The organism is Pseudomonas sp. PGPR N4 (genome assembly GCF_059693665.1).
The window spans coordinates 410,231-432,927 of record NZ_JCAUKV010000001.1; the positions used below are offsets into that span (position 1 = coordinate 410,231).

Genomic DNA, 22,697 nt, shown 5'->3' on the forward strand with positions numbered 1-22,697 from the left:
CTTTGCCAGGAGGCCAATGGCGCTATTCAGGTGGCCACTGACAGGCATCCAATCTCTTCATTTCAGCCTTGACCCTGGAGTCGGGATAATCAGCGCATCGCTTACCGGAGATTCATTCATGTCCAACCCAAGCCATATGCGCGAAGCGCTGGATCTGGCCCGAGAGAATATTCAGGCCGGCGGCCGTCCGTTCGGTGCTGTGCTGGTCTATCAAGGTCGGGTAGTGGCGCGTGCCGTCAATGAGATCCACAGCAGCCAGGACCCAACTGCCCATGCCGAAATGCAGGCTATCCGCCAGGCGTCGCAGGTGCTCGGCACCGCACGCCTGGACGGCGCAGAGGTCTACGCCAGCGGTCACCCGTGCCCGATGTGTCTGGCGGCCATGCACCTGTGCGGCATCGAGCGCGCATGGTTTGCCTACGACAACGACGAGGGCGCTGCCTTCGGCCTGTCGACCGCTGCCGTATACGCTGAAATGGCCAAGCCGGCGCAACAGCAAAGCCTGCCTTTGCGGCCACTCAAGCCGCAGGGCGAGGCTGGCCTGTATCAACAATGGCAACAGGCCCAGCAGGTATGAGAGGTGCATTGAACCTGCTGCTGATCATGCTCCTGGCGCTTAATCTGCGGCCGATCCTGACCAGTATCGGGCCGTTGCTTGAAGCGATGCGCGCCAGTACCGGCCTTGGCTATCAGCAAGCGGCGCTGCTGACTGCGTTGCCGGTGCTGTGCATGGGCCTGGTGCCCTTGACCCAGCCCTGGCTGCGACGCTGGCTGAGTGAGCATGGCGGCATGCTGTTCGGCTTGGGCGCCATCGCTGCGGCATGCCTGTGGCGTTTGCAGGTGGCCAGCGCCTGGGCGCTTATCGTCAGTGCTTTGCTGGCCGGGATCGGCGTGGCGCTAGTGCAAGGCATGATGCCGGGGTTGGTCAACCGCTGGTTCCCGCAGCGGCTGGCAACCAGCATGGGCCTTTATTCAGCGGCGTTGATGACCGGCGGCGGCCTGGCGGCGGTGCTTGGCCCGCACATCAGCGAGTACTTTCAGCGCTGGCAGGTCGGCCTTGGCATCTGGGCAGTGCCGGCGCTGCTGGCAATGCTTGCCTGGGGCGTGTTGCGTCCACGCCAGGCGCCTGCACAGGCACCGGGCGCGGCGCGCGGGCACTGGTTCGGCAATCGCCGGGCGTGGTTGCTCGCACTGTACTTCGGCCTGATCAACGGCGGTTACACGAGCATGGTGGCGTGGCTGCCGGCCTATCACCTGGAGCACGGCGGCACCGCTCAGGGCGGGGGGGACCTGGTCGGTTTGATGACCGTGTTCCAGGTCATCGGCGCGCTGGGGATGCCATGGCTGTTGCGCCATCTGGTGGATCGCCGGCCTGGCCTGTGGCTGGCGTTGCTGGTGCAACTGTGCGGCTTCAGCGGGCTGCTGCTGGCACCCAACAGCGCGATGGGGTTGTGGGTCGGCTTAATCGGTTTTGGTCTGGGCTCATGTTTCAGCCTGAGCCTGACCTTGACTCTGGAACATCTGAAAAACCCGGCAGAGGCGGGAAGCCTGGCGGCTTTCGTGCAAGGTATCGGCTTTATCATTACCGGCATCGTGCCGTACATCACCGGCTGGCTGCGCGATGTCACCGGCGACTTTGAGGCCTCATGGACCTTGCTCACGCTGACGGTAGTGGCCATGTTGCTGGTCACCGCTCGGTTCGTCCCGCAGGGCTACGCTGGCGCGATGGCCCGGCCAGCACGTGGTGCCGAGGTGCAGCCGCTCAGCTGATCTGGCGCAGGGTATCGGCGACCCGGTCCAGCGCCGGGTCGATATCCAGTAGCTCGATGGCGCCGAAGCCCAGTAGCAGGCCAGGGCGTACGGGCACCTCGCTGAAGAACGGCGCCAGCGAATACAGGCCGACCTCGACCTTGCGCACCAGCTTGATCAGCAACTCGACATCGACAGTGGGGCTGGCCAGCGCGCTCATGTGGAAGCCAGCATTGGCCGGCACCGCACTGAACCATGGCGCCAGGTCCCCCTGCAAACGCTGCAGGATCCGCCCGCGGCGGGCGCTGTATATTTCGTGGCAACGGCGGATGTGCTTGCTCAGGTAGCCCTCGTTGATAAACCGCGCCAATGCCCACTGTTGCAGGGCCGGGCTGTGCAGATCGCTCAGGTGCTTGGCCACGCAGGCGGCGCGCAGTACCGCGGGCGGCAGCACCGCGTAGCCGAGGCGCAATTCCGGCAGCAAGGTCTTGGAAAAGGTCCCGACATACGCCACCAGGCCGTGCCGGTCTAGTCGCTGCAGGGCATCGCTGGTTGGTCCCTGATAGCGGAACTCACAGTCATAGTCGTCTTCGATGATCAGCGCGCCCAGCTCAGCGGCCTTGTCCAGCAAGGCCTGGCGGCGTGCTTCGCTCATCGGCATGCCCAGCGGAAATTGATGCGATGGCGTCACATAGATCAGCCGCGTGCCAGGCTCGATCTGTTCAACGCACAGGCCTTGCTCATCCACCGGCACCGATTGCAATTGAGCGCCCAAAGCGAGAAACAGCTGGCGCGCCGGTGAATAGCCGGGGTCTTCCATGGCCACTCGACAGCCCGGCTCGACCAGCACCCGGGCGATCAGGTCCAGCGCTTGCTGGGCACCGTTGCAGACCAGGATGTCCGCCGCACTGCAATGCACGCCGCGGGCGTAGGCAATGTGATGGGCGATGGCTTCGCGCAGCTCCGCCAGGCCCTGGGCATGGAATTGCCGTTCGGGGTGGCGCTGGCTGCGGCGCAGGGCGTACTGCATGCAGCTGCGCCATTGGTCGAACGGGAACTGTGCCTTGGTCGAAGCGCCACCGATGAAGTCATAGCGCGACGGGCTGTCCAAACCGGGCCTGGCGAGCACCGTCGCCCGTTGCTGCCAGCGTTGCAGCGACGCGCTGGCCGCCAGTTCGACCACCGCCGTAGGGGTTGCCTGAGGCGCGCGCCGCTGGCTGATGAATGTGCCGCGGCCAACCACGGCGTTGAGCAAGTTGTCGTAGGTCAGGCGCGAATAGGCCTCGGCAACGGTCTTGCGCGACACGCCCAATTGCTCGGCCAGCAGGCGCGTTGGCGGCAATTGGCTACCCGCCGCGAGGTGGCCGCTGTCGATACCGGCGCGCAGCTGCTGATAGAGCTGATCGGCAAGGCCTTTGCCCCCTTCGAGGCGAATGTGCAGTTCCATGGAGCGTTCCCGAGCGCGTCTGAATGCTCAGGATACCTGCTCTAGCAGACAGTTTCGCGGCCAGGCCAGTGCACGTCCGGCAGTGTCTCGAAGCCAGGGCGGGCAAACAGATAGCCCTGGAACAGATTGACGCCCAGGCTGCGCAGTGTCAGGTACTCCTCGACGCGCTCGATACCTTCGGCGATCACCGTGATATCGAGCTTGCGGCAGATACCGACGATGCCGTCGACAATCGCGCAGCGTGCGCGGCTCTGGTGAATATCGCGGATCAGCTCCATGTCGATCTTGATGATGTCTGGCTGAAACTCTGCCAGCAGACCCAGCCCCGAATAGCCAGCTCCGAAGTCATCGATCGCGGTCTTGAAGCCAAGCTTCTGGTACTCGTGCACAATGCCGCGCAGGTGCTGCTTGTCGACCATGCTTTCGTTTTCAGTGAATTCGAAGATGATCCGATTGGTAGGGAAGTTGAAGCGCTGAGCAGCATCGAGCGTGGCGCGGATACACGCGGCTGGCTGATACACCGCGTTGGGCAGGAAGTTGATGCTCAGGTAGGTCGGCAGCGCGAGCTTGGCGGCCAACTCCACCGCCTTGACCCGGCACGTCTGGTCGAACTTGTAGCGATTGGCCTGAGTGACTTGGTCGAGGATGCTCTTGGCACCGCTGCCATCGGTGCCGCGGACCAAGGACTCGTAGGCGAATACGGCCGAACTTGACGCGTCGATGATCGGCTGGAAGGCCATGCTGATGGCAAACGGCAGCGGTTCGCTGTCACGACATTGGCGGCACCCAGAGGAAGGGGGTTCGCCGGTGCTGGAAATGTTCATTGCGGGTGCCTCTTGATGGCTGGGTATCAACATCTCGCCAGAGGCGGAAATGGCTTGAACGTGCGGGCCTCTTCCTGAGGTAGACAACTCCGATATACGGTATGACTGCATCAATGTGCGCATGGTATGCAAAAACAGTGGACGCGCGTGGCGAAAACCGACGCATGGCACTTTGGTATTACGGCTGCAGGGTACGTTTCAGAGCGTTTTTGCGCCACTCTTGAAAACAGATCAAGCGAGTTGATCAGCCCTGCGCGGTCAACGCTTGCTCGACGATTTCGATCCAGTGCCGCACAGGCGTGCGGCCCGCGCCGTCGAGATGGGTCTGACAGCCGATATTGGCAGTGGCGATGATCTGCGGTTTGCCGCTTTCCAGCGCGTCCAGGCGATTATCGCGTAGTTGCCGGGCCAACTCGGGCTGGGTCAGCGAGTAGGTACCTGCCGAGCCACAGCACAGGTGCCCGTCCGGCACGCTGGTGAGGCTGAAGCCCAGCCGTGTCAACACGGCTTCCACCGCACCGCCGAGTTTGAGCGCATGTTGCAGCGTGCAGGGGCAGTGGAACGCCAGCCGTTGTTCGCGGCACAGGCCGAGCTGCTCCAGCGGCTCGTCGCGCACAACCTCCACCAGGTCACGGGCGAGGGCGCTGATGCGGGCGGCTTTGCCGGCGTACAGCGGGTCGTGGGCAAGCAAGTGGCCGTACTCATGGATAAACGCGCCGCAGCCGCTGGCGGTCTGCACAATGGCTTCAGCGCCGGCCTCAACCGCCGGCCACCAGGCATCGATGTTGTTCCGGGCGCGTTGCAAACCCTGCTCTTGGGCGTTCAAGTGATACTCCACCGAACCGCAGCAGCCCGCCGCCGGGCTTGGCTCGACACTGATGCCGAGGCGATCGAGCACGCGTGCGGTGGCGCTGTTGGTGTTGGGTGAGAAGGCTGCTTGTACGCAGCCTTCAAGCAAGAGCACGCGACGGTTGTGCCGCGGCGCCGGGCGCAGGCCTGGCGCTGTCACGCTTGCAGGCAATTTGGTTTTTAGACCCGCCGGTAGCAGCGGGCGCAGTACCTGGCCGCTGCGAGTCAGCGCCTGGAACAGGGTTGGCCGTGGCACCACGGCGCGCAGCGCGCCACGTAGCAGGCGTTGACCGAGCGGGCGGGGTACCTGTGCCTCGACCACGGCGCGGCCGATGTCCAGCAGGTCGTGGTATTGCACGCCTGAGGGGCAAGTACTTTCGCAGTTACGGCATGTCAGGCAGCGGTCCAGATGCAGTTGGGTGCTGGCGGTGACCGGCGCGCCTTCCAGCACTTGCTTGATCAGGTAGATCCGGCCACGTGGCCCATCCAGCTCGTCGCCCAGGAGTTGGTAGGTGGGGCAGGTGGCGGTGCAGAAACCACAGTGCACGCAGGAGCGCAGAATGCGCTCGGCTTCTGCGCCGCGGGCCAGGCCTTGGGCTGCTTCGCTCAGATTGGTCTGCATGATCTGCCCTCACAAGTCTGCATACATACGCCCGGGATTGAAGATGCCCTGGGGGTCGAGCTGCTGTTTGAGTGCTCGGTGGTAGCGCAGCAGCGCTGCGGGCAATGGGGTAAAGCTGTCAGCAACCGCTGAATAGGCCGTGGCGTGCCCTCCGAGGGCAGCGGCCTGGCTGCGGATCTGCGCAGCGGGTGCTGTGGACTTCAGCCAGCGCTGGGCGCCGCTCCAGTCGATCAGCTCGCGCCCAGGCAGGCCGGTGGGGCCTGAGGCAATTGGCAGCGACAGGCGCCAGAGCGGCTGCGAATCGGCAAAAAATGCCAGCCGCTGCTCGCGCAGATCGTCCCAGAAGCGGCTGTCGATCAGCTCGCCGCCGAGGCGCTGAAATGCCGACTGTACCGACCCTTCGCCACCCTCCAGGCGCAGGCAGAGTACCTCGCCGTCATGGCAGGCTGCGCTGATCGGCAGCGGCTGTTGACCCCATTCAGCGAGTGCACTTAGTGCCAGATGCGCAGGCATATGCAAGCGCAGGCTGAGGCATTGGCGCGGTCGCGGCAGCACTTTGAGCGAGACTTCGCTGAGCAGCCCAAGGCAGCCGAAGCTGCCGGTGAGCAGGCGTGACAGGTCGTAGCCGGCAACGTTCTTCATCACTTCGCCGCCGAACCGCAGCAACTTGCCGTGGCCGGTGATGACGCGGCTGCCGAGAACATGGTCGCGCACCGCCCCCGCCCAGGGCCTGCGTGGGCCGGAAAGCCCCGCCGCAACCGTGCCGCCCACTGTTGCTGCCGGCCCCAGATGCGGCGGTTCCCAGGGCAGCATTTGCCCAGCTTCAGCCAATGCGGCTTCGATTTCAGCCAGTGGCGTCCCGGCGCGCGCGGTCAGGACCAGCTCGGCAGGGTCGTAGCTGACGATGCCGCTATGGCCGCGGGTGTCGATGAGCTCGCCTGCAACGTGGTTGCCGAGCATGGCCTTGCTGTTGCTACCCTGGATGCGCAGTGGCGTATTTGCAGCCAGCGCCTGCTTGACCTGATCAAGCAGGTCCTGGCTCAGATCACCGGCAAGGCTCATCAGAAACGCTCCAGGTCAGGGAAGGGCAGTTGGCCATGGTGTACATGCAGGGCGCCAAATTCGGCGCAGCGCTGCAGGGTCGGAATGTTCTTGCCGGGGTTCAGCAGCCCCCGCGAGTCAAACGCTGCCTTGACCGCGTGAAACAGGGTGATTTCGTCGCTGTTGAACTGCGCGCACATCTGATTGATCTTTTCCCGGCCGACACCATGCTCGCCGGTAATGCTGCCACCCACCGCCACGCACAGCTCGAGGATCTTGCCGCCGATGGCTTCAGCCCGCTCCAGCTCGCCCGGCACATTGGCGTCAAACAGGATCAGCGGGTGCATATTGCCATCGCCGGCATGAAACACATTGGCCACGCGCAACCCATATTCGGCGGACAACTCAGCGATCGCACTGAGCACCCGCGCCAGCTGGCGGCGGGGAATCGTGCCGTCCATGCAGTAGTAGTCCGCTGAAATCCGCCCCACGGCAGGGAAGGCGTTCTTGCGCCCGGCCCAGAAACGCACCCGCTGCGCCTCGTCGCAGGCCAGTTGCACCTGGCTCGCCCCAGCCTGCTCCAGCACGGCCTGCACCCGCGCGCAGTCCGCCGTTACATCGGCTTCGACGCCATCCAGTTCACACAGCAGGATCGCCGCTGCGTCCACCGGGTAGCCGGCATGGATGAAGTCTTCAGCGGCGCGGATAGCGAGGTTGTCCATCATCTCCAGGCCCGCGGGGATGACCCCCGCGCCGATGATTTCGGCAACCGCGCGGCCAGCGTCCTCGACGCTGTTGAAGCTGGCCAACAGCACCCGCGCCACCTGCGGCTTGGCCAGCAATTTGACGGTGACTTCGGTGACAATGCCGAGCATGCCTTCGGAGCCGGTAAACAGCGCCAGCAAGTCAAAGCCTGGGCTGTCCAGAGCATCACTGCCCAGACTCAGGTGCTCGCCTTCGATGGTGAGGATGTCGACTTTGAGCAGGTTGTGCACGGTAAGGCCGTATTTCAGGCAATGCACACCGCCGGCGTTTTCAGCCACGTTGCCGCCAATCGAACAGGCGATCTGCGACGACGGATCAGGTGCGTAGTAGAGGCCGTACGGCGCTGCGGCCTGAGAGATGGCCAGGTTGCGCACGCCAGGTTGCACCCTGGCATAACGCCCCTGCGGGTTGACCTCAAGGATCTGGTTGAAGCGCGCCATCACCAGCAGGATGCCCTTGCTCAACGGCAAGGCGCCGCCGGACAAACCAGTGCCTGCGCCGCGCGCAACCACCGGCACCCCGCGCTGGTGGCAAATCCTGAGCAGCGTCTGCACCTGCTCCAGCCGCACTGGCAGTACCACCAGCAACGGCAGGGTGCGATAGACCGAGAGGCCATCGCACTCATACGGCTTGAGGTCCTCGCTGCGGTGCAGAATCTCCAGGTCGGGCAGGGCGCTGCGCAGCGCCCCCAGCACCTCGGCCTGGTCGATGGCCGGCAGCCGGCCATCGACGCGTTCATCGTAGAGAATGTTCATCACGCTCCCTCACGACTGCAAGGCTTACTGCGCCAGCTTCCTGATCATCGCCACCGTCAGGTACAAGCGCGGTGCGACACTGGCCAGCTCGATGTACTCGTCATCGCCATGCAGCCCAGCACCGACCACACCCATGGTTTCCAGCACTGCAGGCTTCGCGCTGCCCGGCACGTAGGCATACCCGGCGTCGGTGCCAAAGCGCATCGCAATCGGCTCAAGCGTGCGGTCGATCTGGCCATACAGCTGGCCGGCGGTTGTGGCCAGGGCGCTTGAGCCTTCATTGCGCGCCAGGGGTGGGCGGCCTTTCTCGAGGGTGACGCTGGTCTGGGTGTCGGCGATCAGCTGCTTTTGTGCGATGCGTTTGGCATCGGCCGCGACGCGATCGCTTTCGCTCAAGTCCGAATAGCGCATGTCGGCTTCGGCCGTGGCCAGGGCAGGAATGATGTTGGCCTTTTCGCCGGCTTTTGCCAGGGTCCAGTTGACCGTGGTGCCTTTGTTGGCATCGCCCAGGTCCTTCAACTGGAGGATCTGATGGGACAATTCAGTCAGTGCGTTGCGGCCTTCTTCAGGTGCAGAACCAGCGTGCGAGGAGCGGCCTTTGACTTCGAGTTTGAGGCGGTTGATACCGTTGGTGGCGACAGTGACGGCGTCCTTGTCTGGCGGCTCGTAGGAGAATACGTAATCATGCTTGCGGGCCAGCTCGGCGATGATCTTTTTGGAGCCGGCGGAGCCCATTTCTTCATCTGGATTGAACAGTATTGTGAGGGTCCGGTAGCCTTTGAATTGCTGGTCCTGCAGCAGCTTGAGCGCGTGCAGGATCATCGCCACGCCGCCTTTGGCATCGGCAACACCGGGGCCGTAGGCGCGTTTGCCTTCGATACGAAACGGCCGCTTGGCCACCGTGCCGGGGCCGAACACGGTGTCGTAGTGGACCATCAGCATGAAGTCTTTGCTGCCGGTGCCCTTGAAGGTACCGACGATGTTGTCGCCAACAGAAGGTGTGGCGGGATGGGTTTCAACCTGGGCACCTAGCGCCTTGAGGCGCTTGACCAGTTCCGCGCTGACCTGGCTAAGGCCTGCTTCGGTGCCGGTACCGGTGTCGACCGAGACCAGGCTTTTGAGGGTGTCGAGGTAATGTGCTTGCTCGGCTTGGGCTTGCTTGAGCAGGTCCTGTGGGGTCGGTTCGGCGGCAATGGCCTGGGAGCAGGCCAGGCACAGGGCGAGGGCGGCGGCAAAGGGTGGGCGGGGCATCGGCATTGGTGGTCTCTTTTTATTGGCTTGAACTGTCAGCCTAGACCCTCAGCGCTCTACGGCAAGGCTTTGGCTTGAATAGGTGAGGATTGGCGGTTGATCAAGAAACTGGTGCGCATGGACGATCTGCAGGTATTCGTCACCACCGTCGAGGCCGGCAGCTTCTCGGCGGCGGCGCGGCAACTGGATATTTCCCCGGCCTTGGCCAGCGGTGCGGTGCAGCGCCTGGAGCGCAGCCTGGGTATCCGTTTGTTCGTGCGCTCGACGCGCAAACTGCGCCTGTCCGACGATGGCCAGCGCTACCTGCCGCATGCCCGTCAGGTGCTGGAAGCACTCAGCGAGGGTGAGTTGGCACTGGCTGACGGGCGCGAGGAAATTGCCGGGGCGCTGCGCCTGTCGATGCCTTCCGATCTGGGCCGTAACCTGCTGTTGCCGTGGCTGGATGAGTTTCAGGCGGCGCACCCACGGATCGAACTGCAGCTAAGGCTGAGCGACCAGGTTGCGGACTTTTTCAGTGACCGACTGGATGCGGGGATTCGTTATGGGCAGTTGGCCGACTCCAGCCTGGTGGCGCTGCCGCTGGCGGCGAACAACCGGCGCATCCTCTGCGCAGCACCTGCCTACATCGCCCGGCATGGTGCGCCGCGCACCCCAGAAGATCTCACCCAGCACAACTGCCTGCGCTACATGATGGGCGACCTGACTCATGAACGCTGGAGCTTTCATACCGAGCACGGCGTCAAGGCGGTGATGGTCGCCGGCGATCGCACCAGTGATGATGCCGATGTGGTGCGGCGCTGGGCGGTGGCGGGGCTGGGTGTGGTGTTCAAGTCGCAGCTGGATGTGCGCGCCGACCTCGAGGCCGGGCGCCTGGTCGAGCTGTTCCCGCGGGCCTGGGGGCAGCCGACGCCGTTGCACCTGGTGTGTGCCCACCGGCAGTCATTGACGCCGGTGGTGCAGCAATTGCGCGCATTCCTGTTACAGCGGCTGCAGGCCCTGGGCGATTGATCCAGGTACAGCCGCTGGCTGAGCAAGCCTAGGCGTCGAATCCTTCAAGGACGATCTTGCCCTTGGCCTTGCCGCTCTCGATCAGGGCGTGAGCCCGGCGCAGGTTCTGTGCATTGATCGCACCGAAGTGCTCACCCAAGGTGGTGCGTAACACTCCTTCGTCAACCAGTGCCGCAACTCGATCCAGCAATTGGTGCTGCTTGATCATGTCGGCGGTCTGGTACAGCGAGCGGGTGAACATCAGCTCCCAGTGCAGCGACAACGATTTGCGCTTGAGCGGCACGACGTCAAGGGTTGCCGGGTCGTCGATCAGCGCCAGCCGACCTTGTGGACGCAGGACTTCGATCAGCTGAGCGAAGTGGCGGTCGGTGTGGGTCAGGCTGATGACCTTATCGACCTGGCCATCGCCGATCTGAGCAATCTGTGCGGGCAGCGGCTGGCTGTGATCGACCACATGATGCGCGCCCAGGTCCTTGACCCATCGCTGGGTTTCGGCGCGTGAGGCAGTGCCGATCACGGTCAGGTCGGTCAGTTTGCGGGCCAGTTGGGTAAGGATTGAGCCCACCCCACCGCCAGCACCGACGATCAGCAGGGTCTGCCCCTGGCCGCCACCTTCGGCAACGCCCAGGCGGTCGAACAACAGCTCCCAGGCGGTGATCGACGTCAGCGGCAGCGCTGCGGCACTGGCGGCGTCGAGGCTGCGCGGTTTGTGCCCGACAATGCGCTCATCCACCAAGTGAAACTGGCTGTAGCTGCCGGGTCGGTCGATGGCGCCGGCGTAGAAGACCTCATCGCCTGGCTGGAACAAGCTGACGTCGCTGCCGACCTCCCGGACGATACCCACGGCGTCCCAACCGAGTACTTTCGGCTGCGCGGTGCTGCCGCTGCCGGCGCGGACCTTGGTATCGACCGGGTTGACCGAGATGGCCTGCACTTCGACCAGCAGATCGCGGGGCCCAGGGGTGGGCTGCTCAAGCTCGGTGTCGAACAATGCCGCAGGATCGCTGATCGGCAGGCCGTGCTGGGTAAAGACAATGGCTTTCATGGAGGCTGTTCCGCTGGGTTGTGAAGAAGTGCAGCAACCATAGCGGCTGGCAGTGAGGGCACCAAGGCGTGGCGTGCCGAGACTGTTTCGTCGATTTATTGAAAATGACGGATGATTATCAAAGCCGCACAGCAAAAGACCACGTTACGCGGGGCGTAGACGTGGTCCAGTGTTTGTCGCATACAGCAGCGATCAGTTGTCTTGCGACAGGATCGCCTGAGCCAGCTCTTCGTCACTGACCTGCAGGCCAGGGTTGCTTTGACGCGCCTGCTCCAGCGCCGATTCAACGTAAGCGCCACGGATGGCACCGCCGCTGGCTACGAATGCCGACAGCTCGTCACGCGCCGGGATGATCCGCTTGTCATCCTTGAAGGTCGAGTACAGGGAAGCGGATACACCCGCCGAAGTAGCGATATCACGGCCATCGACACGGGCCATTGCCGAGCCAACAGGCAGCAGAACCAACAGCGAAGAAACAACAATCAAACGACGCATGGCGAAACCTCCAGAAGGGTGAAGCCTAGGGGAATGTCTGCATGATAATAAGAGCGGCAATGACTGAAACTAGTTCAATTGGCTGCGCGCGCGCAGTGGTCGACGTACCCGAGCCATGCTCTACTGCTGGGCGAGCTGTCTCATTCAACCCAAGCTGAAGGTCGACCATGTCTGAATACACGCTGCACTGCTTTGGTGAATCCGGCAATGCCTACAAGGTTGCGCTGATGCTTGAATTGACCGGTTGCGATTGGCAAGCGGTGCCGGTCGACTTCTTCAATGGCCAGACCCGAGATGAAGACTGGCGCAGCCAGGTCAATCAGCAGGGCGAAGTGCCAGTGCTTGAACACAACGGCAAAACTTTGACCCAGTCTGCGCTGATTCTCGAGTACCTGGCCGAGCAGACGGGCAAGTTTGACTGGCACAGTGAAGACGAGCGCCGCGAGATCTGGCGCTGGATGTTGTTCGATAACCACAAATTCACCAGCTATTACGCGACCCTGCGTTTTCTCTACGGTTTGAAAAAGACCGGTGAAACCGAAGTCACGACGTTCTTCCGCGATCGGGCAAAAGCGGCCTATTGCGTGGTCGACCAGCACCTGAGCAGCACGCCCTATATGGTCGGCGGGCGCTTGACCATCGCTGACCTATCGCTGGCCGGCTACGTGTACATGCCTGAAGATACCGGCATGCAGCTGAGTGATTTCCCTCATATCGAAGCCTGGAAACAGCGGATCAAGGCCATGCCCGGCTTCAAGTTGCCCTATGAGCTGATGCCGCGCGCCTCGAACCTCTGAGGCGTCGGCGTTGCTCCGCTTGCGCGGGGCAACGCCGGTTTGCCGTCAGTAGCGCAGCTCGAGCCCAACATAGGCGCCGATGCCGTCGCCCGGCCAGAACGACGCCGAATCCTGCCCGCGCGCGTTGTAGACGGGGGTAATGGCCGAAACATAAGCTTTGTTGGCCAGGTTTTTCACGTCCAGCGAGACTTTCCAATTGCCCTTGGGCGCCTCGTAACCCACTTTCGCGCCCCAGATCGTGTACGAAGGCGCATACAGCGTGTTGGCGTAGTCCACTGCCGTGCGCGATGCTGACTGCACGTTGACGCCGCTGTACCAGCCGCTGTGGTGCTGGTATTGCAACTCGCCTTGATAGACATGCTTGGGGATGCCAGGTAGCTGGTTGTCGCCGAAGGTATCGTCGTTGCGGTAGTAGAAGTCGTTCAGGGTGTAAACCTGGCGCAGGCGCACCTGATCGCCTTGTGGGTTTTCCCACAGGCGGGTGTTCAGGCCTGCTTCGATGCCCTGGTGAATGGTCGGCGTGGCATTGAATGCGCCGGTGACCGCCGCCGCGCCATTGCTGGCCGGGATGATCTGCACGTTGAGCAACTCGTTATGAATCCACGAGCGGTACAGCGCCAGGCTGCCGTCGAAGATCCCGTGCGAGCCTTTGATGCCGACTTCGAAGGTGTTGCCTTTCTGTTCCACCAGCGGGCGAATGTACGGCAGGGTCGGGCCGGAGCCTGAGTATTCCCAGGATGCCGGCGGGTCGATACTGCGGCTGAGGTTGGTGAATACCTGCAGGTTGGGGCTGAACTCATAGCGCAAACCGACCCGCGGGGCGACGCTCCAGTTGTCGTAGTCGACATGCTGCGGGAAGTCGGTGCGGTTGGGGTTCACCGCGTAGTCGATGTCGGCCTTGCGTCGCACGTTGACGAACGACACACCGCTGGTCAGCCACAGGCCATCGACCAGGTTGAGATCATTGCCCAAGGCGATCACCCGGTCGAACGAATCCTGATAGTCGACTTTCTTCAAGCTGACCTTGTCGTCATTGGCCGAATTGACCCCGCCGCGCAGGTGTTGGGTTGAGGTGAAGGCAATGCTGCTGCGGCTTTCATGGCCGAACAAGGTGTCGATGCGGTCATAGCCGAGCAGCAGACCGAGGTCGTGCCAGTCCCAATAGCTGGGGTTGGTCGGGCTGCGCGGGTTATTGGTGTGGCGGTAGTCGTGGTAGGACAACCCGACGGTCAGCCGGGCATCGTCGTCGAAGGTGTAGGTGGTCTTGCTGCCCAGCCAGATGCTGCCGGGGCGGCGCGCACCGGCACCGCTGCTTTCGGCGGTCGCACTGGCCCGGCGTGGGTTGTGCTTGGCCGCGGCGAGGGTCGTCGCGCTTGGGTCATTGTGGAATTCGTCGCGGTAACGCAGCAATACCCGCGTTTCAAGTTTGGGGCTGAAGCGGTAGCCGGCATTGGCAACGATGCCTGAACTGCGCGACAGGCTGTAGTCGCGGTAGCCGTCGTTGCGGTAGTTGTCGGCTTGCAGGTAGTAATCCAGGTCGCCCTCGACCCCGCCATAACTGATGCTCTGCTTCTGGTAACCGTAGCTGCCGGCCTCGCCACGCAAACGCAGGCCGGGCGCGGTATAGCCACTATGATTGACGAAGTTGACCGCGCCGCCGAGGGTCAAGGCACCATACTGGAAGGCGTTGGCGCCGCGCAAAATCTCGGTGTAGTTGACCCCTGCGGCGTTGAGGAACTCATACGGCGTACCGCCCGGACCGGTCAGCGGCAGGCCATCGAAGAGAAACTTGATGCCTTCCCGAAAGTAGCCCGGCGAGGTGTTTGCGCCCGAGCCTCGAATGGAGATCTTGGCTGCATCGTTGCCGCCGGTGGACTGCACGAATACCCCCGGCTGATAGCCAAGGGTGTCCTGCAGGTTGCCGGTGCGGCCTTTGGCGACTTCTTCGCTGTCGACCACGCTGGTGCCACCAGGGACCTCTGCCAGTTGGCTACTGGCCGCTTGCGCAGCAGTCTGCTTTGCCCCTTGGACGGTGACGGTACCCAGGGTCCGTTCGGTCTCTGCAGCATACAGTGGGCTGGCCAGGGTGGCGCTAAGGGCTGTGGCCAGGGTGGCGTGGCGGACAGCCACACGCAGTTGATTGGGTTGCAGCACGGGCATTGGGGTAATCCTTGAAGTTCATTAGTTAGTTGCCTCGGCGTTCTATGGGCATAGTCAGGCCTGTCACAAATTGCAGAGCAGGTTTTATGCCAGCTTGGGAAAGACACTGCGGGGCGGGGCGCGCCGTCATTCAGTCTTCGATGCGTGAGTGAAAAGCACCTTAATTGTTGCTCGGCTGTCGGCATTCAAACACTCAAGGTTATATGTTAATTACTCGAATCAAGGAGTGATGTGGTCTTTGCGAAACTGCTCTGATGGCCGTGCTTGAGCGCTTATTGGAAAGATACGGGCAACTGTTGGCTGAGCAACAGAGCGGCAACAGTTTGTGCTGGAGCACAACTAGGCAAGGCGCCTGAAGGCCAGTAAACAGGTACTTTAATAGCTGGCACGACACCTGCAGTACTCACTTTACAACCATTCAACGGTGGCCCTCGAAACAGCGAGGTGCGGCGGTGATATATATAAAGGGAGTATCAGCATTGCGTGCGAAAGTTCGACTTACCGGTCACCCGCTAGGCAACGCCGCCAGTGTGGCAGTGCTGATGGCGCTGCTCAGCCCCTCGGTATTTGCTGCCGGGGAGTCCACTCTCGGCACAGTTACCGTCACCGGCGCCGCAGCCAGTGGCGCTCAGAAGGATCAGAAGCGCCTGCAGAAGGTTGCCGGCAATACTGCAGTGATCGACAACCGTCAGGTCGAGCAGGGCCGTGCTGCCAATGCCGAAGACGTCCTCGCCCTGCAGCCGGGGGTGTTCGCCCAAGGCACCAGCGGCACCGCCGCGAACAAGATTTCGATCCGCGGTTCCGGGCTCAATACCTTCTATCAAGGCTACGTGCTGGGCACCAAGTTTCTTTTCGACGGCCTGCCGATCACCGGTCCCGGCGGCACCCAGGAAGACTTCCTCGACATGCAGGGCATCGACCACACCGAGGTCCTGTACGGCGGCAACGCCTCTGAGTACGCAGCGCTGTCGCTGGGCGGCGCGATCAATTTCGTCAGCAAGACCGGGCGCACCGACCCGGGTAATTACGCCCGCTTCGAGGTGGGCAGCTACGGTTACCGCAAGCAACAGCTGAGCACCGGTGGCGTAGTCGGCGACAGCGACTATTACATCAACGTGCTGCACAACGAGCGCGACGGCTACCAGGACCAGGCCAACAACGAAGGCCGCGGCCTGGCGGCCAACTTCGGTCATGTGTTCAGCCCCAAGCTGGAAACCCGGCTGTTCGTCAAATACCGCGAGGAGCAACTCACCAACGGCAACACGCTGACCCGCCAACAGCTCAAGCACGACCCGCGCAGCAATAGCGCCCCGACCGGGCGGCGCAAGGACGGCACCACCTTCATCGGCAACAAGACCACCTACACCTTCGATGATGGCAACAAACTCGAAGTCGGCGCTTCATACAACAACTACCCCTTGCTCAACGGCTGGCGCTACTCACCCACGCCGCAGGACTGGCGCTCCAAGGACATCAACCTGACCCTGCGCTATTTCCGTACCGGCGATCGCCTGTTCGGCCTGCCCAGCGACAGCAGCATCATCTTCAGCAACACCCGGGCTTCGCTGGCTGACGTCAAGTCGCACAATCGCAGTACCGGCGCGAAAATCCAGGAGACCAACTACACCGGCTCGCGGGACACGGTGCTGACGTTCGGCAACGAGCTGCAATTGACCGATGCGCTGTGGCTGTCCTCGGGCTTGTCGTTCGTCAATATCCGCCGCAAGGCCGAGATCGAAGGCACCACGCTGACCACGGCCAACCCCAGCAACCTGCCGACCCGCGTTGAATATGTCGAAAATGACCTGGCGCCGCGGCTCGGCCTGCGCTATCAGATCAACCCCGAATTCCAGCTGTTTGGCAATGTCAGCCGCAGCATCGACCCGCCGGTGACCTGGCAGTTGGGCAGTACTGGCAACCCGTTTCTCTATGATGTGCGGCCACAGAAAGCCACCACCTTCGAAGTCGGTGTGCGCGGCAGTCATGGCATCTTCGATGGCAGCCTGACCCTGTACCGCTCGTGGGTGCAGGATGAGCTGCTGACTGTGGTGGTGCGCCAGGCCAGCGCCACCCAGGACCAACTGACGGCGACCTCGAACGCCAGCCCGACGATTCACCAAGGCATCGAAGCCGGCCTCAATGCGCTGCTCTGGACCGGTGCCAGCGGCGACACCCTCGACCTGCGCCAGGCTTACACCCTCAACGACTTCAAGTACCGCGACGACGACACCTTCGGCGGCAACGAACTGCCAAGCCTGCCGCGCCAGGTGTACCAGGCTGAACTGGCCTACCGCCAGGCCAGCGGTTTCTACGCCTCGCTCAACCTGCGCGCAGCCTCCAGCTATTACATCGATTACGCCAACACCTGGCAGGCGCCGTCGTACCTGCTGTGGGGGGCCAAGGTCGGCTTCCAGGCGCCGAGCCGCAAGTGGGAAGTGTTTGCTGACCTGCGCAACCTCACCGACCAGCGCTACGCCAGTGCGGCCAACACCGCCTACAACGCCAACGGTCGCGACTCTGCCAATTTTTATCCGGGTGATGCGTTCTCAGTCACCACCGGCGTAGCGGTGCGCTTCTGATGGCGGCTGCCCAAAGGCACGTGCTGACGCCGATGCTGCTGGCCAGCGCGCTGCTGTTCGGCGGCTGCTCGCCACCTGCACCGCCGCACACGGCAAGCAGCCTCAAAGGCGAGGCGGTGACGGCCGTCAACGGTATCATGCGCTACCCGGCGAGTGATTTTGTCGAGCAGCGTGAGGGCCTGCGCGGTGGCACCTTGCGCGTGTCTGCCGCCACCGATTCGGGCAGCTTCGACATCCACGGCTTGTCCCACGGCAACATGCAGTGGTTGGGGCGGATCCTGTTCGATTGCCTGGTCTATCAGGCCGAAGACGGCACGCTGACGCCCTGGTTGGCGAAAGGCTGGGATATCAGTGCCGATGGCCTGACCTATACCTTTCACCTGCGCGATGACGTCACCTTCAGCGACGGCGCGCGGTTCGATGCCGAGACGGTGCGGCTGAACCTTGAGCACATGCGTGACCCGGCGACCAAATCTCCACTGGCGGCCGCTTATATTGCGCCTTACCTCAAGGGCCGGGTGATCGACGAGTTCACCTTCGAGGCGACCCTGCGCGAGCCTTACGCACCGTTCCTCGACGTGCTCTCGCAGGCATGGCTGGGCATGATTTCGCCGAAGCAGATCCTGGAGGCGCCTCGTAGCATCGCGACCCGGCCGATCGGCAGCGGGCCGTTCGTGCTCGACAGCTATGTGCGCGACCAAGGCGCGGTGTTCAGCCGTCGCGCTGGCTATGATTGGTCGCCGGCGGCCATCAAACATCAGGGCGAGGCTTATCTGGATCGGCTCGAACTGAGCTATGTGCCCGAGGCGATGATCCGCTACACCGCACTGGAAGCCGGCGACAGCGACATGGCCCTCGACGCACCGCCGCAGAACGCCGCTGCGATCCGCGCCAACCCGCAATTGACCCTGCGCAGCCGGATCCGCAAAGGCAACCCAGCGCGCAGCATCACCTTCAATGTCGAGCGGGTGCCGTTTGACGATGTGCGGGTGCGCCAGGCCATGGCCAAAGCCATCGACCGCGACGGCCTGGCATGGATATCGGGCTTTGGCGAATTTCTCGCCAAGGGCGACTATCTCGCCGTGAATACCCCAGGCTACGACCCGGTTGCGCAGGACGCACTGGCGTTCGACCCGGCCGCAGCCAATCGCCTGCTGGATGCGGCCGGCTGGACCGAGCGCGCTGCCGATGGCGTACGCATGCGCAACGGCCAGCGCCTGCAAGCGACCTTGCTCACCTATGACAACCCGGCTTTTCCGGCCAACGTTGCAGTGGCGGTACAAGCCGATTTGCGCAAGATCGGCTTTGCCATGGCCATCGAAGTACTGCCGCTGACGCGGGTCATGCAGCTGCGCTACGCCGGTGAGTTCGATGCCATCGGTGGCGGCTACTGGCACACCAATACGGCTGACGGCCTGTACATCCTCTACCACAGCAATGCCATTCCCAGCGCGCGTTTGATTGGTCAGAACGTTGGCCATTTTCGTGATGCGCAACTGGACCAATACCTGGGCGAGGCGCGCCGCAGCACCGACCCGCAGCGGCGTCGCGAGCTCTATCGGCTGGCCCAGCAACGGCTCGGCGAGACCGTGCCGGCAGTGCCGTCGGTAGAAAGCCAGATGCTGCTGGCCTACCGCAAGGCCGTCGCCGGCGTGCTGTTCGACGGCTCGCACAATGTCCCTCTGTTCACCAGCGTGTGGCTGGCCAAGGAGCAACCATGAAGTTAGTGGCGACGGTACTGCGCCGCCTGCGCGATGGTGTGATTGTGCTGTGGGCGGCGGCCAGCCTGACTTTTCTGGGCATGCAGCACAGTGGCGGTGATACCGCGCTGGCGATTGTCGGCGGCCCGGATGCAATGCCCAGCGCCGAGCTGCTGGCCCAGGTGCGCGCCGAGTACGGCCTTGATCAGCCGCTGTGGCGGCAGTACCTGAGCTACCTGGGACGCCTTGCTCAGGGTGATCTTGGCGAGTCGTACCGCTTGCGTATCCCGGTGGTGCAGGCGATCGGCGAGCAACTCGGTGCGACCTTGGCCCTGGCCAGCACTGCAGCGTTGCTGGCGGTAGTGCTGGCTCTGGCGTCGGCGCTGCTCACCGCCAACCGCGGACGGCGCTTGCGGGCGCTGGTATCGGGGGTCGAGCTGGTGCTCTCGGCGGTACCCAATTTCGTCATCGGGACGGTGCTGCTGCTGGCCTTCAGTTTCTATTTCCACTTGCTGCCGCCGTCCGGCTCGGCCGGCTGGCGGTCGCTGCTGCTGCCCAGTCTGGCGCTGGGTCTGCCCATCGCTGCGCTGCTGGCGCAGGTGCTGCGCCAGTCACTGGAACAGGTGCTCGAGCAACCCTTCATCACTCAGGCACGCGCCCGCGGCATGTCCGATACCGGCGTGCGCCTGCGCCATGCCTTGCGTCACGCGCTGGTGCCGTTGGTGACGCTGGCCGGATATGTATTCGCCAGCCTGCTCGGCGGGGCGGTGGTGCTCGAGCTGCTGTTCGGCCGCCAGGGCATCGGCCGCTTGATGCTCGACGCGACTGCCAACAAGGACGTGCCGCTGGTGCTCGGCGTGACCTTGCTGGCTGCTGCCATCTACGTGCTGGTCAATCTGCTGGTGGACCTGTTGACCCAGGCCATTGACCCGCGCACTGCCCATCATTGAATCCGTGAAAGGAACCGTCATGAGTCACCCATCGAACACTGCAATCACCGATGCCGAACTGGACGCGCGGTTCGGCCCGATCTACACCCGCATCGCTACCGGTGCTGTTGAACGCGAGCAGCAACGAGCCCTGGCCCATGAGCCAGTGGCCTGGTTGCGCGCAGCGGGGTTTGGCGCGCTCAGGGTCCCGCACGTCCACGGCGGGCTGGGCGCCTCGCTGCCGCAGTTGCTGCGCCAGCTGGTGCGCCTGGGGCAGGCTGATTCGAATCTGCCGCAGATCTTTCGCGCGCACTTTGGCTTCGTCGAAGGTCGCCTGTCGGCAGCCGATGCTGATTCGCAGCAGTACTGGTTTGCCCGCGTTGCCGCCGGTGAGCTGTGGGGTGCGGCCATGGCCGAGCGCACTGACAGCACCAGCAACACGGTGCAATTGAGCGACAGTGGGGAGGGCGGCTATCGCCTCGATGGCGAAAAGTATTACTGCACCGGCACGCTCTACGCGGACTGGGTTGCAGCCGTGGCCAACCATGGCGACGACTTCGTCAGCCTGGCGGTGCCGACCCGCGCGGCCGGGGTTGAAGTGGTCGATGACTGGGACGGCTTTGGCCAGCGCCTGACCGGCAGCGGCACCACCCGCTTCAACCAGGTTGCCGTCCCCGAACGGCACATTCTGCGTCGTTTTGCCAAGCGCGAACTGCGCGCCGAATCGTACCTGACGGCGTTCTACCAGGCCGTTCACCTGGCCACCCTGGCAGGCATCGCCCGGGCTGTCCTGGCGGATGCCGTGGGCTTTGTACAGGGCCGCACCCGCGCGTTCGGCTTGCCCGGCCAGTCGCGACCGGCTGACGACCCACTGGTGCAGCAAGTGGTCGGGCGCCTGTCGAGCCTGGCCTTCAGTGCCGAGGCGCAGGTTGGCGCGGTTGCCCAGAGCCTGCAGGCTGCATCTGCAGCCGGCCAGCTCGGCGCGGTGCCGGAGCAGCTCTACACCGATGCCGAAGTGCACGCCTTCCAGGCGCAACAGATCGTTTTGCCGCAAGTACTTGAGGCGACCAGCTTGCTGTTCGAAGTCGGCGGCGCTTCGGCCACCAGCAACCAGCGTCGGCTCGACCGCCACTGGCGCAACGCGCGCACCCTGGCATCGCACAATCCAGCGATCTATCGCGAGCAGGCGCTGGGCAACTACTACCTCAACGGCATCAGCCCGGCTGCCGCCTGGCGGGCCAAACAGTCGGCAGCCAGTGACGTGCAGCCTACCTTCGATGAAGCCAGCGCTGTCTGAACAGGAGCAACCCCATGACGCAAGCAAAACAGATGAGCCTGGGCATGAACATTCTCGGCTTTGGCTCACACTCCGGCGCCTGGCGTCAGGGCGAGGCTGCGCTGAATGCCTATATCGACGTCGACTATTACCGCAACATCGCGCGCATCTCCGAACGTGGCTGCCTTGACGCGATCTTTCTCGCCGATGGCCCGGCATTGCCAGCGGATGTCGCCAGCCAACCGGGCGGGCGCCTGGAGCCGACCCTGCTGCTTACCGCCGTGGCGGCGGCCACCGAACATATTGGCGTCATCGCCACCTGTTCCAGTACCTACAACGAGCCGTTCAACCTGGCCCGGCGCATCGCCTCGCTGGATCACATCAGCGGCGGCCGTGCCGCCTGGAACGTGGTCACCAACGCTGGCGATGCCGCCGCGCAAAACTTCGGCCTCAGCGGCGCGCCGCTGCATGTCGACCGCTATGGCCGTGCCGAGGAGTTCGTCGATGTAACCCTCAAGCTGTGGGATAGCTGGGAGGACGACGCGATCATCGGCGACCGCGCCACAGGCCGCTTTGCCGACCCGAGCAAAGTGCACACGGTGGACTTCAAAGGCGAGCACTTCCAGGTCAAAGGCCCGCTCAACCTGCCACGCTCGCCGCAAGGCCGGCCAGTGCTGGTCCAGGCCGGTTCGTCCGAAGGCGGCAAAGCGCTTGGCTCACGTTACGCCGATGCGATCTTCACCACCCAGACCACCTTGCCCGACGGCCTGGCCTTTTATCGCGAGATGAAACAACGCGCCCAAGCCTGGGGCCGCGACCCGCAGCATTTGAAGATCATGCCCGGGCTGTCGACGGTAATCGGCAGCACCGAGGCCGAGGCCCACGCGCGCTTCGACCAGCTCAACGCCTGGCACGGTGAGCACGGCTTGCTGCAGCAGGTGGCCGGGCGGATCGGCATTGATGCCCGCGAACTGGACCCGGACGCGCCGCTGCCCTGGGCGCAAATCGGCGCTGTAGCGGACTTCGAGCGCGGCTCGCATGGGTTTCTCGAGGCGCAACTGAACCTGGCCCGGCGCGAGAACCTGACCATCCGCCAGCTGTCGCGGCGGATTCTGGTGGGCCACCGGTTGGCCGTCGGCACGCCCGAGCAGGTTGCCGACACCTTGGCCGAATGGTTCCTGGCTGGCGCCGGCGACGGCTTCAACATCATGCCGGACATGTTCCCGTCAGGCGCGCAGGTGTTCGTCGAAGAGGTAGTTCCGCTACTGCAGAAGCGTGGTTTGTTCCGCCGCGAATACCAGGGCCGCACCTTGCGCGATCACCTCGGCTTGCCCAAGGCGGTCAACCAGTACACCCAGGCCAGCAGCGCGGGCCTCGCGCGGCTGGCCTGAGACCATCGCCTTCA

The 22,697-nt window shown here is 63.5% G+C and carries 18 protein-coding genes; 9 read left to right on the forward strand and 9 right to left on the reverse strand.

Features of this window, described 5'->3' with window-relative positions; genetic code table 11:
• Positions 1–118: 118 nt before the first annotated feature.
• Together AC58X1_RS01780 and AC58X1_RS01785 are read left to right on the forward strand one after the other, a co-directional pair.
• Positions 119–577 (forward strand): nucleoside deaminase, encoded by a 459-nt coding sequence (locus AC58X1_RS01780; protein ID WP_150569416.1) that lies wholly within the window; start codon positions 119–121, stop codon positions 575–577.
• Positions 574–1,770: a CynX/NimT family MFS transporter gene (locus tag AC58X1_RS01785; RefSeq protein ID WP_259073994.1), complete on the forward strand. Its 1,197-nt coding sequence runs from the start codon at positions 574–576 to the stop codon at positions 1,768–1,770. Before AC58X1_RS01780 ends, AC58X1_RS01785 begins: the two co-directional genes overlap by 4 nt.
• On the opposite strand, the gene pdxR is transcribed toward AC58X1_RS01785, so the two are convergent.
• From pdxR to AC58X1_RS01815, 6 genes are all read right to left on the reverse strand, one after another.
• The gene (gene pdxR, locus AC58X1_RS01790; protein WP_101318943.1) at positions 1,763–3,196 is read right to left on the reverse strand and encodes a MocR-like pyridoxine biosynthesis transcription factor PdxR; all 1,434 of its coding nucleotides are present in this window, start codon (positions 3,194–3,196) and stop codon (positions 1,763–1,765) included. The genes AC58X1_RS01785 and pdxR overlap by 8 nt on opposite strands.
• A gap of 41 nt (positions 3,197–3,237) precedes the next feature.
• Complete coding sequence (locus AC58X1_RS01795) at positions 3,238–4,020, reverse strand: EAL domain-containing protein (RefSeq protein ID WP_497428180.1); 783 nt, start codon at positions 4,018–4,020, stop codon at positions 3,238–3,240.
• A 244-nt stretch (positions 4,021–4,264) separates the two neighbouring features.
• Positions 4,265–5,491, reverse strand: coding sequence for a glycolate oxidase subunit GlcF (glcF, locus tag AC58X1_RS01800; RefSeq protein ID WP_150569413.1), 1,227 nt, complete (start codon positions 5,489–5,491; stop codon positions 4,265–4,267).
• A 9-nt stretch (positions 5,492–5,500) separates the two neighbouring features.
• Positions 5,501–6,553, reverse strand: coding sequence for a glycolate oxidase subunit GlcE (gene glcE / locus AC58X1_RS01805; protein WP_497428181.1), 1,053 nt, complete (start codon positions 6,551–6,553; stop codon positions 5,501–5,503).
• Entirely contained in the window at positions 6,553–8,052 is a 1,500-nt protein-coding gene (gene glcD / locus AC58X1_RS01810) for a glycolate oxidase subunit GlcD (protein WP_150569411.1), read from the reverse strand. Before glcD ends, glcE begins: the two co-directional genes overlap by 1 nt.
• Before the next feature lie 24 nt (positions 8,053–8,076).
• The gene (locus AC58X1_RS01815; protein ID WP_497428182.1) at positions 8,077–9,309 is read right to left on the reverse strand and encodes a M20/M25/M40 family metallo-hydrolase; all 1,233 of its coding nucleotides are present in this window, start codon (positions 9,307–9,309) and stop codon (positions 8,077–8,079) included.
• A gap of 102 nt (positions 9,310–9,411) precedes the next feature.
• On the opposite strand from AC58X1_RS01815, the gene AC58X1_RS01820 reads away from it, so the two are divergent.
• Entirely contained in the window at positions 9,412–10,311 is a 900-nt protein-coding gene (locus AC58X1_RS01820; RefSeq protein WP_150569629.1) for a LysR family transcriptional regulator, read from the forward strand.
• Positions 10,312–10,339: 28 nt separating this feature from the next.
• On the opposite strand, the gene AC58X1_RS01825 is transcribed toward AC58X1_RS01820, so the two are convergent.
• Positions 10,340–11,356 carry a zinc-binding alcohol dehydrogenase family protein gene (locus AC58X1_RS01825; RefSeq protein ID WP_497428183.1) on the reverse strand — a complete coding sequence of 339 codons (1,017 nt, stop codon included), beginning with the start codon at positions 11,354–11,356 and terminating at the stop codon, positions 10,340–10,342.
• 192 nt (positions 11,357–11,548) lie between these two features.
• The gene (locus AC58X1_RS01830; RefSeq protein WP_101318955.1) at positions 11,549–11,851 is read right to left on the reverse strand and encodes a DUF2388 domain-containing protein; all 303 of its coding nucleotides are present in this window, start codon (positions 11,849–11,851) and stop codon (positions 11,549–11,551) included.
• Positions 11,852–12,018: 167 nt separating this feature from the next.
• Between AC58X1_RS01830 and AC58X1_RS01835 the strand changes: the two genes are divergently transcribed.
• The gene (locus tag AC58X1_RS01835) at positions 12,019–12,648 is read left to right on the forward strand and encodes a glutathione S-transferase family protein (RefSeq protein ID WP_497428184.1); all 630 of its coding nucleotides are present in this window, start codon (positions 12,019–12,021) and stop codon (positions 12,646–12,648) included.
• 45 nt (positions 12,649–12,693) lie between these two features.
• Here the strand turns inward: AC58X1_RS01835 and AC58X1_RS01840 are convergent, their stop codons facing one another.
• Positions 12,694–14,808 carry a TonB-dependent receptor family protein gene (locus tag AC58X1_RS01840; protein ID WP_101318959.1) on the reverse strand — a complete coding sequence of 705 codons (2,115 nt, stop codon included), beginning with the start codon at positions 14,806–14,808 and terminating at the stop codon, positions 12,694–12,696.
• A gap of 479 nt (positions 14,809–15,287) precedes the next feature.
• Here AC58X1_RS01840 and AC58X1_RS01845 point away from each other — a divergent pair, with 479 nt between their 5' ends.
• Genes AC58X1_RS01845 through AC58X1_RS01865 form a run of 5 tightly spaced genes read left to right on the forward strand, consistent with a single transcriptional unit; the run spans position 15,288 to position 22,683 of the window.
• Positions 15,288–17,387 (forward strand): TonB-dependent receptor family protein, encoded by a 2,100-nt coding sequence (locus AC58X1_RS01845; RefSeq protein WP_497428185.1) that lies wholly within the window; start codon positions 15,288–15,290, stop codon positions 17,385–17,387.
• Positions 17,387–19,108 (forward strand): ABC transporter substrate-binding protein, encoded by a 1,722-nt coding sequence (locus AC58X1_RS01850; RefSeq protein ID WP_497428186.1) that lies wholly within the window; start codon positions 17,387–17,389, stop codon positions 19,106–19,108. The genes AC58X1_RS01845 and AC58X1_RS01850 overlap by 1 nt, the downstream gene beginning before the upstream one ends.
• A complete protein-coding gene (locus tag AC58X1_RS01855; RefSeq protein ID WP_150571929.1) occupies positions 19,105–20,037 on the forward strand; it encodes an ABC transporter permease in 933 nt (310 codons plus the stop codon). Before AC58X1_RS01850 ends, AC58X1_RS01855 begins: the two co-directional genes overlap by 4 nt.
• Before the next feature lie 19 nt (positions 20,038–20,056).
• On the forward strand, positions 20,057–21,313 hold the full coding sequence (locus AC58X1_RS01860; protein ID WP_497428187.1) for an acyl-CoA dehydrogenase family protein: 1,257 nt from the start codon (positions 20,057–20,059) through the stop codon (positions 21,311–21,313).
• Positions 21,314–21,327: 14 nt separating this feature from the next.
• Positions 21,328–22,683 carry an LLM class flavin-dependent oxidoreductase gene (locus AC58X1_RS01865; protein WP_150571931.1) on the forward strand — a complete coding sequence of 452 codons (1,356 nt, stop codon included), beginning with the start codon at positions 21,328–21,330 and terminating at the stop codon, positions 22,681–22,683.
• Positions 22,684–22,697 lie beyond the last annotated feature (14 nt).